Raw genomic sequence first — 10,209 nt, 5'->3', positions numbered from 1 at the left:
CTGCCTTGGCATCAGCAACTGTTTTAGCATCTGCTTTTGGTTTTGCAGTCGATGTTTTTTGAACTGGAGCTGGTTCAATTAAAGCACCTTCTTCTTCATCATCTCCATAATCAAAATTATTATTTTTGAGTTTATAAGATAATACAATTATATGAGAAGCACCTAAGTCTGAGATATCACCCAATCCCATTCCATAGGAATATTCAAGAGCAATTTTCGGAGTAATATTAAGGCCAACACCTGCAGTCATTCCTAAAACAGAATGATATCCACCTTGCACCCATATTCCTTTAGGAATTGTAAACATAGCCGATCCAGAAAAAATAGTTTTTTCTTTATTCACTTCGGTTTTAATTAAACCGGAAAATTTACTTTTATCAAAAAATCCATAAGAATCAATAAAACCCGTGTACATGACATGGCCTTCAATTCCTTTATTAGGATCATCTTTTAAAATTCCAGAGTTAAAATTATAAGTAACCAAATTATTAAAGGCCAAACCGAAATCAAAAAAAGTGGTTCCGTAATTGATACCAGGATTGATAGTCATTACTGTATTTGATGGTATATTATCTAATGATGGATCTGGGTAATTAGAGATAACTTTCCCAGTATTCACTCCACTTTTATAAGCGCTCAAATTCATTCCGAAAGTTAAATTACTATCTTCTTGCAATAGAATATTATGAGCAAAATTGGCGACTAAACCAGTAGTTGAAAGAACCCCTTGAGTTTGTTGAAAAACACCTAAAGCCACACCCTCATTTTCTCTAAAACGTCCTGAATAACTCAACAAATAAGTTTTAGGAGCATTATCAAAACCAGTCCATTGACTTTTGTTAAACAAAGTTATATATGCGCTTTGCTGTCTTACAAAACTAAATGTGGGGTTAATTACAAAAGAATTAAATTTCAAAGAGTTTCCAGGAGGTATAACATAAGATACAACACCGTCTTCTTGTTGTGCATAGAAAACATGTATTGAACAGCAAAAAAAGAAAACGCTTAGTAAAATTTTTTTCATATTATTTCAGAAGAGTTATCGAGCCCTTTTTGGCAGATTCGCCAGTTGGAGTAATTATATAATAATAAACGGGATTGAAATTATTGAATTCAATAGCTGTTTGTGGCCAGCCATTATAATTGTCATAATTATCTGTTTGGTAAACAATTTCGCCCAAAGAACTTAAAATTACGATATGAGTATTCGTTCCAGCTATATACTTATCAGGAATAATCCAAGTATCATTAGTACCATCACCATTTGGAGTAACAATATTAGGTATTTTGGGAACATTTAAATTCACTTTAAAAGAAACTTCGAAAGGAAACTCATCCGCTATAATACAACCTGTATTTTGCGTGACAATCCCTTTATACTTCCCTTGAGCAGTAATGTCGATAAAATTTACATCAGCACCCGGTATAGCTACATCATCTAAAAACCATTGATAAGAAGGAGCTGATGCATCAGATGTTATAATTGCGTTCAGTGTTTCTCCCTCATTTATATTATTAACTTTGCCAACATCAACACCTGATATGGTACTGTTGGTTTTTAAAGCCTTTAAGTCTATCGTTCCTGTGGCTTTACAACCACCAAAATCTACGTCACACGTATAAACACCAGATAAATTCGTTTGATAAGTTTGAGAAATGGCTCCGTCAATGACAACATTATCTTTTCTCCAAACATAAGAATTACCACCAGTCGCCGTTAATGTGGTATTCCCCAAACTAGAGCAAAAAGGATTTCCCGAACTTGAAGTAATTACCGTACCAGAACCTGATGCCCCATAAACTTTAATTATTTGTGAATGTGTATTAAAATCGGTACAAGGTCCGTAATCAATTTCAACGTAATAATCCCCAGACTGATTCACAGATAATGTATTTTTGGATTCATTAGCAATAACATTCCCGTCTTTATACCACTTATACTTCAACTGAGGATATTGCATCGGAGAAGATCCAGGAGCAGATGGTGTAGAATTATCTATAGCCAGAATTCCACTTCCCCCATTACAAAAACTAAGCGTATTACTCTTATTATTAATATAAAATGGTCCAGAAAAAGACAAAAAATGAATAGGAAAAGAAGATTGCAAATCGCTTGATTTAAAATCAACACTTGTGACGCCAGAGGCGCTTTGTACTCTTAATTTATAAGTATCTGAGCCAATTAAATCAGTTGGCACTTCAAAAGTAAGAATTTTGTCCGTTGGCGTATCAGCAGGAGTAGTTACGCTGTTAGGTATTATATTGGGTTTAATGACGGTCGTAAAGTCATCATTGGAAAGTAAAACTATAAAAGCCTCACTTGCAGAAAAACCACTTATTTTAAAAGGAACCTCATATCTATTGTAACCACTTGGATAATCTACATTTGGTATGTTGGCACAAATTCTAGGATACCCAAGTTTTTGAGGCAAAATTGTTGTTTGAGCAAACAAAGTAATAGTTGAAGGTAGAACCAACAACATCCAAAAAAATATACATGTATTGGAAGAAAAAAAGAGAGTAGGTTTGCTTTTCATATGTTGATATTTATTGCTATTCACAGGGTGGGGGCATATGCAATTCGCAAATTATCATTGGGTATCTTAACCAATTTTAAAGCTCATTTTGATTAAAAACAGATTACTAAAAAAACCATTTAAAAACCGTTTTAATTAATAAAATGAAAGCTAAACCTTCTTGCTAGTTAGGTCCAACTTTCATTTTATTAATTTAAAAACAATTATAAATTTTATTTAGTAGCTGCTGTAAATTTTGAAAGTGCCAACCTAAAGTCTGGTCTTCTAGGGTTTGCAAAATCGTTAAAAGTTTCTAAGTTCGAAGTCTTAGAATATAAGATAAAGAATGCGCTATTGCCATAATAGCTCTCCAAATCTTCATTCTCAGTAGAGCCTTCAGTAAAGATATTGCCATTACAGAAGTTCAAGTACATATCTTCAATTCTGATTTTCTTAAGATTTTTGTCGTTGATTTCAATTTTATTGTCAAATACAACTGCAGGGCTAAAACCAGATATTACACTTTTTCTCAAGACTAAAGAACAATTTTCAGCAACATACACACCTTCTTTTACTAAACCTGCTTTGATGTCCTGATCTATATTATCACTATCGTTTGCAAGAGTTAAGTTAGTAGCAGTAACCAGAGTTTGTTTTTTGGTAAAGTCTACTTCATCTTTCTTAGTGTAAGATGAAACATCCAAACAACGAGATCCAGCACTACTTGTCAAGTAAGATGATCTAACTGCTAATGAATTATCAATTTTAGCTTGTGCACCTAAACTAAATTTAAAATCTATTCCATTAGATTTATAAGAAACCATTTTAGTCATTACAGGCTCACCACCAAGAACTTCAAATGAGTCCCCTGCAGCATAACTTACCATAATGTTTTCTAAGATTGTTTTATTACCAATTCCCCCTAGTAAAAGAGCATTAAAACTCTCTGAGGAACCTCTTACCTTTTTTCCAGCGTATTCAATTCGTACAAATTTCAAAACACCAGAAGAACTTGCAGGATTTAAACCTCCATAAGTAGTCAAACTTGGGTCTAAATCAAAATTCACAGAAGAATAATTTCCAAACTTATTAATTGGAGCATCACCAAGAATAATAATACCTCCCCAATCACCAGCTTTCTTTAAAGATTTATTGGAAGTAAAAACAATAGGATCTGTCTCTAAACCTTCAGCAATAATTTGTGCTCCTTTAGTAATAATCAAAGTACCTTTCGATTCACCGTCACCTATAATAACAGTACCTGGTTCAATTGTAAGAACTGCATTATTAGTAACGTATACATTACCTTGAATAATGTAAACATCCTTTTTTGCAAGTTTAGTATTCTCACTAATATTACCAGCCAAAATCTGCGTAGCTTCGCCATAATCAACTTTGCTAGGCTTAAATTCAGTCCAGTTATTCAACCAATTGCTTGATCCAATTATACCTTTCTCTTGTTGTGCATTTACGCTGCAAACAGTCATAAGGAAAACCCATATAATAAATATATTTTTCATAGGTTTGGGGGTATTAAATTATTATTCGTAATCTCCGTAGGTCAAGAGTTTATTATCTCATTAAAGAGTAAAAGATCAAACTTAGCTTAAGATTGTGAGATCTTATCTAAAAACATTATTTCTATTGTTGTTCTACTTCATGCAATGACTTCAAAGTTTGCTCATAGAACAAAACCATAGTCACTAATTGATTTTTATCCGCATAAGGAAGCATTTTTCTTAAGAAATTCACAGTGATTTCTATATAAGTTTGTGTTGCTTCAGTTTCTAAATCCAATGCTTTTCTATTATCGGCATCATCTGGAATACCTAAATCTGTCATAGTTACTCCTGGCTTAGTAGCCAATGCAATATGAGGTAATGTTTTGACAATTACTTTCATGCGTTCAATGTACAATTCCACCAATTCCCCTTTAGACATAGCTCTAAGTGTCTTATCATCATAATAAGTACGTAGTGAAGCAGAGGTGCTAATTATACTTTTTGGCATATTTGGTTTTGCCTGTGCGAAGCCTTTAGAAGTTAATGCTAACATAACGATACTGAAAAATATAATTTTCCCTTTCATAACTTGGATTTATTAATTAATAAAACAAAAATATACAATTAAATTGAATTTGCAAGTCCTATAGAAAAAATTAAAGATCTTTTTAATTCCAAATTGAGCGAAAAAACTGTTTTACACCGAGTAAATGCGACCTTTTATCGAGATAAATTGCATTTAAAAAAAAAATAGTTAATTGAAATTTTATATTTTATATCAGTTTTTACTTGTTTATTTTTGTAGTAGTAAACTTCATAAATAGAAACAAAGAAAAACAATACAGAAGTTATTAACAGTTAATGGTTAAAAAGTAAAAAAAATAACACTCCAATTCTTTTTTGAAATTCACCTTCAAAACTCTACAAAAACAAACTTTGCAACAGAAAATTTTTGAAACTATCATTTTCTCCTATCTTTGCTTCATGGAATTTTCAAAAATTTTAGGGCAAGAGTACATTAAAAATCACTTAATTCAAAGTGCTAATTTAGGCAGAATACCGCATGCTCAATTATTCATAGGTCCAGAAGGCAGTGGAACTTTAGCCATGGCTATTGCCTATACTCATCATATCCTATGCAACAATAATGGAGCTTTAAACGAATCCTGCAGCCTTAAATTTCAAAAATTATCCCATCCCGATTTACATTTCATTTATCCAACTGTTACTACCGAGGAAGTAAAAGTAAAACCAAAAAGTATTGATTTTATTGCAGATTGGAGACAATTTGTTTTAGAAAATCCTTATGGTGGCTTATTTGATTGGTATGCCAAATTGGGTGTTCAGAATAAACAAGGAGAAATTCGCGTAGACGATGCTCAGGAAATTTTAAAATCTCTTTCCTTAAAATCATATGAAGGCGGGTACAAAATAATGATTATTTGGATGGCAGATAAAATGAACATTGCCGCTTCCAATAAATTGCTTAAACTACTTGAAGAACCACCTGAAAAAACAGTTTTCATTCTCATCTCCGAAAATGAAGAAGATATTATCCAAACCATTCGGTCACGCTGTCAAATTACACATTTTAGTGGTTTGAGCGAGCAAGTTATCGCTGACGGGCTTGTCGAAAGAGAACAGATCGAACTTAAAGAAGCTCTAAAAATTGCTCATCAGTCTCAAGGGAATTATAACAAAGCGTTGCAACTTATATATGATGATCATGACGCACTACCCTTCGAGCAATGGTTTGTTACTTGGGTACGGGCAGCATTTAAAGCCAAAGGAAATGCAGCAGCTATACAAGACTTAATTGAATGGAGCGAACAGATTGCTACTTTGGGGAGAGAGACACAAAAAAAATTTCTCCAATTTTGTATCGAAATGTTCCGCCAGGCTTTGTTGCTTAATTACGAAACTAAAACACTTGTTTACATTGAACCCAAAGTCGAGAAATTCAAACTTGAAAACTTTGCTCCTTTTGTAAACGGAAATAACATTAGTGAAATATTTAAAGAATTATCGGATGCGATGTATCATATAGAACGCAATGGTAATGCCAAAATAATTTTAACAGATTTATCCATAAAACTTACTCGTTTAATTCATAAAAAATAAAACCCCATGAATAACATTGCCTCTATTTTAATCTTAGTTTTTTTAGCAATCACTTTTTTACAGTCTTCACAGGATAAATTATTCCATTGGAAAGACAATATCGACTGGTTAAAAGAACATTTTGCAGAAACCCCATTACGCAATCAAGTGCCATTAGCTTTGGTAAATGTTTTAATTTTAGAGTTAATTTCAGGTATTTTATGCGTGGTAGGCGCAATAGAAATAGCCCTAAACAGCGGAAGACTATATGGTTTATATGGCGCCATTTTTTCTTGTATAACTCTTATCATGTTGCTTTTTGGACAACGTTTGGCCAAAGATTATGACGGTGCCAGAACCATTGTATTGTATTTCATTCCTTCGGTGATGGCTGTATATTGGTTAAACTAAAGATTCAAATTAAATTCAAATTAATAATTCTCATATAAAAAGTATGACTCCAAAACATCCTTCAGAATCCTTGACGATATTAACCGATTTGGTTTTACCGAGCGAAACCAATCCTTTGAATAACTTATTTGGGGGGGAATTATTGGCAAGAATGGATCGCGCAGCAAGTATTGCAGCCGGAAGACATTCACGCCGCATTGGTGTGACTGCATCAGTTAATCACGTAGCTTTTAACAAATCCATCCCATTGGGAAGTGTTGTCATTATTGAGGCCAAAGTATCAAGAGCTTTTAAAAGCTCGATGGAAATTTATCTGGACGTTTGGGTAGAAGACCGTCAGTCCGGAAACAGAACCAAGGCTAACGAAGCTATTTACACATTTGTTGCAGTTGATGATACTGGAAGACCTGTAGAAGTTCCGTTGATTGAACCTGAAACAGAATTGGAAAAACAACGTTATGATGCCGCTTTGCGAAGAAAACAGTTGAGTTTAGTATTGGCTGGCAAAATGAATCCTCATGAAGCTACCGAATTAAAAGCTTTGTTCACATAAAAGACAAAAATACCTTATAACCCGTTAAGATGTGGGTTACTGCGTGAAGGATGGAAGCAAGTTACCGAAGTAACGCGGACAGCCTGACAGCATAAAAAAAGGGGCCGACTCACCAGTACGATGAGTTGGTCCCTTTTCTTTATGGTGGCACGCCCAAGTGATTTTTATCCCTTAATTTGTTTCAATGAGGTTTTGATTCCTTTGATTAAAGAGGAACTGAAGCCGTGTAATTCCATTTCGTTCAATCCGGCAATGGTACAACCTTGTGGCGTTGTTACGCGATCGATTAGTTGTTCTGGATGTCCTTTTTCCTCAAGCAACATTTCAGCAGCTCCTTTTACGGTTTGAGCTGAAATAGCTAAGGCCGTTTGCCAATCAAAACCGATTTCGATTCCCGCTTGCATCGATGCACGGATATATCGTAAGGCAAAAGCAGTTCCGCTCGCGGCAAGAACGGTTGCTGCATCCATTAATTTTTCGTCAATGATTGGGGCTGTTCCCAATTCTTGAAAAAGCGATACCGTTGCTTGGGCTTTTTCTTTGTTCTTTTCGTGAAAGGCAATACAAGTGGCTGATGCGCCAAATTGAGCAGCGATATTAGGCATAATACGGACTGCACTATGGTTATCCCCTATTTTATTTTGTAAATTCTCTATGGATAATCCACTTACGGCTGAAGCGATTACTTTGTTTGAAATAGCAGGCAATATCTCGGCCAACACAGTATCCACTTGATACGGTTTTATGGTCAAGATAATGATATCAGCTTCTTGAATGTTGCTTGTATTGTCTGTTGTTACTGTAACTCCTAGGTCTTTTAAATGTGAAATAGGAACGATGTTACGTCTAGTTACGGTTACTTGATTATTGTTAGTGAATTTTGCTATTCCTATCGCGATAGAAGCTCCAAGGTTTCCTCCGCCTATAATGTGTATTCTCATTTCGCTTTGTTTTATTCTTTGGTTGATTAATAGCATTTGGAACACCAAAAAGGCATTCAATACAGGCTTTACATTCTGTCTCAAAAAAAGAGTAGAAGCATTAGGTTACAAAGTACACGAAAAATCCCGAATTTATTATTTTTTAATATAAATAAATTCGGGATAATTGTTAAATTCTAAAACTATCGATAGTTAATATCCTAATATTAATCTAGCTATCCAAAAATAAATCATGATACCAAAAACGTCGTTAGTAGTAGTGATAAAGGGCCCTGTGGCTATGGCTGGATCAATTTTCTTTTTATGCAAAAACAATGGCACCAATACTCCTAATGTAGCCGCAAATAATATGACCACCAACATAGAAATAGAGATCGCAAATCCAACTAAATATTGTTGATACATTAAGGAATGGTACAAAAACAAAAACAATGATATTATTGTTCCCGAAATCAAAGCTACCGAAAGTTCCTTGGTTAAGTATTGTCTGCTATATTGCTTTAGGGTTCCGTTTGCCAAGCCTTGTACTACAATCGCTGAAGCTTGTACGCCGATGTTTCCTGCTGTAGCCGAAAGTAAAGGAACAAAAATCATTAAAGTAAAATATTGCTGAACTGACGTTTGATTCCCTTCAAGCACCTTTGAAGCAATGATTTCAATAACCATTCCGATTAAAAGCCAAGGTAATCTTGCTTTCATTAACTCCAAAACGGTATCGCTGGACTCAACATCATTAGTAATCCCCGCCGCCAACTGATAATCTTTTTCGGCTTCATCTTTGATTACATCCACGATATCGTCAATGGTAATTCGACCAACCAATCTTCCCAACTCATCGGTCACTGGTATGGCTTCAAGATCATATTTCTGCATGATTCTGGCAACCTCAACATCTTCGGTATCGACCATAACTGAGTTTAATTTTTTGATATAGACTTCACTAATTGGCGTTTTAGTGGAAGTTGTAAGCAAATCTTTGAGTGACAAACGACCCAAAAGCCTATTTTCGTCATCAACTACATATATAGAATGTACTCTGGAAATATTTTCGGCTTGGATACGCATTTCTTTGATACAGGTAAAAACAGTCCAATTTTCATTGACTTTCACCAATTCTTTATGCATCAGACCACCAGCAGTATCTTCTTTGTAACGTAATAAATCGACAATATCTTTAGCGTGTTCAACGTCTTGTAATTCGGATATTACTTCTTCTTTCTTTTCTTTCGATAATTCTCCGATAATATCGGCAGCATCATTCGTCTCAAGTTCATCAAGTTCCTCCGCGATTTCTTTTGGCGAAAGCCTACTTAAAATATTCTCCCTTAAATCATCTTCAAGCTCCAAAAGGATTTCGGCAGTTTTTTCACTATCCAAAACCTTAAAAATATAGGTAGCTTCATCGAAGTCCAATTCATCCAGAACTTCGGCAATATCAGCATGGTGCATATCATTCAATAAAACTTCCAGTTGCTGGTCGTTCTTACTTTGAATGAGTTGCTCTAATTCTTTAATTAATTCTTTGCTGATTTTAAACTCCATCCGCTTCTATTTTTTGGGTCAATGCAATAAATTCTGTGTAATCCAATTGTTCGGGGCGAAGATTAAAAATCGTGTCTTCACGTAAACTGTCGGACAAATTTAGGGTTTTTAAGCTGTTTCGCAAAGTCTTTCTGCGTTGTTGAAAAGCCGTTTTTACAACAGTAAAAAACAATTTCTCACCACAAGGCAAACTAAAGTCTTCTTTCCTACGCAAACGCAGTACTCCCGATTTCACTTTGGGCGGCGGATTGAACACATTTTCATCTACTGTAAACAAATACTCAGCATCATAAAAAGCCTGTACCAAAACTGATAAGATTCCATAAGCTTTGGTTCCCTTTTTTTCGCAGATACGTTCCGCCACTTCTTTTTGAAACATTCCGGCAAATTCAGGAATTTGATTTCGGTATTCCAATGCTTTAAAAACAATTTGGGTCGAAATATTGTACGGGAAATTACCAATTATCGCGAACTGTTTTCCTGCAAAAACTTCGTTGATATCATATTTCAGGAAATCCTTTGAGATAATTCTGTCTTTCAATTTATCATAATGCACACCCAAATATTCAACCGATTCAGTATCAATTTCGATAACGAAAGTATTGATTGGTTTTTCCAATAAATACTTGGTCAGCACTCCCATT

At 34.6% G+C, this 10,209-nt stretch carries 10 protein-coding genes; 3 read left to right on the top strand and 7 right to left on the bottom strand.

The window, feature by feature from the left end:
- The 4 genes from VFS71_RS01560 to VFS71_RS01545 form a co-directional block, all read right to left on the bottom strand.
- On the bottom strand, nucleotides 1-1,024 hold a 1,024-nt coding region (locus VFS71_RS01560), incomplete at its 3' end, for a PorP/SprF family type IX secretion system membrane protein (protein ID WP_326398941.1).
- Between the two features lies 1 nt (nucleotide 1,025).
- Nucleotides 1,026-2,537, bottom strand: coding sequence for a gliding motility-associated C-terminal domain-containing protein (locus VFS71_RS01555; protein WP_326398939.1), 1,512 nt, complete (start codon nucleotides 2,535-2,537; stop codon nucleotides 1,026-1,028).
- A 212-nt stretch (nucleotides 2,538-2,749) separates the two neighbouring features.
- Complete coding sequence (locus VFS71_RS01550; protein WP_326398937.1) at nucleotides 2,750-4,036, bottom strand: hypothetical protein; 1,287 nt, start codon at nucleotides 4,034-4,036, stop codon at nucleotides 2,750-2,752.
- 121 nt (nucleotides 4,037-4,157) lie between these two features.
- Nucleotides 4,158-4,604 (bottom strand): hypothetical protein, encoded by a 447-nt coding sequence (locus VFS71_RS01545; RefSeq protein WP_326398935.1) that lies wholly within the window; start codon nucleotides 4,602-4,604, stop codon nucleotides 4,158-4,160.
- 398 nt (nucleotides 4,605-5,002) lie between these two features.
- Here VFS71_RS01545 and VFS71_RS01540 point away from each other — a divergent pair, with 398 nt between their 5' ends.
- From VFS71_RS01540 to VFS71_RS01530, 3 genes are read left to right on the top strand one after another with little or no spacing between them, the layout of a single operon-like run.
- Nucleotides 5,003-6,139 carry a DNA polymerase III subunit delta' gene (locus tag VFS71_RS01540; protein ID WP_326398934.1) on the top strand — a complete coding sequence of 379 codons (1,137 nt, stop codon included), beginning with the start codon at nucleotides 5,003-5,005 and terminating at the stop codon, nucleotides 6,137-6,139.
- Nucleotides 6,140-6,145: 6 nt separating this feature from the next.
- Nucleotides 6,146-6,529, top strand: a complete 384-nt coding sequence (locus tag VFS71_RS01535; RefSeq protein ID WP_326398932.1) for a DoxX family protein — start codon at nucleotides 6,146-6,148, stop codon at nucleotides 6,527-6,529.
- 43 nt (nucleotides 6,530-6,572) lie between these two features.
- The gene (locus VFS71_RS01530) at nucleotides 6,573-7,082 is read left to right on the top strand and encodes an acyl-CoA thioesterase (RefSeq protein ID WP_326398931.1); all 510 of its coding nucleotides are present in this window, start codon (nucleotides 6,573-6,575) and stop codon (nucleotides 7,080-7,082) included.
- Between the two features lie 164 nt (nucleotides 7,083-7,246).
- On the opposite strand, the gene proC is transcribed toward VFS71_RS01530, so the two are convergent.
- From proC to rsmA, 3 genes are all read right to left on the bottom strand, one after another.
- The gene (gene proC / locus VFS71_RS01525; RefSeq protein ID WP_326398929.1) at nucleotides 7,247-8,023 is read right to left on the bottom strand and encodes a pyrroline-5-carboxylate reductase; all 777 of its coding nucleotides are present in this window, start codon (nucleotides 8,021-8,023) and stop codon (nucleotides 7,247-7,249) included.
- Between the two features lie 192 nt (nucleotides 8,024-8,215).
- On the bottom strand, nucleotides 8,216-9,565 hold the full coding sequence (gene mgtE, locus VFS71_RS01520) for a magnesium transporter (protein ID WP_326398928.1): 1,350 nt from the start codon (nucleotides 9,563-9,565) through the stop codon (nucleotides 8,216-8,218).
- Nucleotides 9,555-10,209: 16S rRNA (adenine(1518)-N(6)/adenine(1519)-N(6))-dimethyltransferase RsmA (gene rsmA / locus VFS71_RS01515; protein WP_326398927.1), on the bottom strand; the 655-nt coding region annotated here is incomplete at its 5' end. The genes rsmA and mgtE, both read right to left, overlap by 11 nt.

This window comes from Flavobacterium sp., assembly GCF_035760125.1.
Taxonomy (GTDB): Bacteria; Bacteroidota; Bacteroidia; order Flavobacteriales; family Flavobacteriaceae; genus Flavobacterium.
Note: the sequence above shows the minus strand (reverse complement) of the source record. Positions and strands in the feature narration are given on the sequence as shown.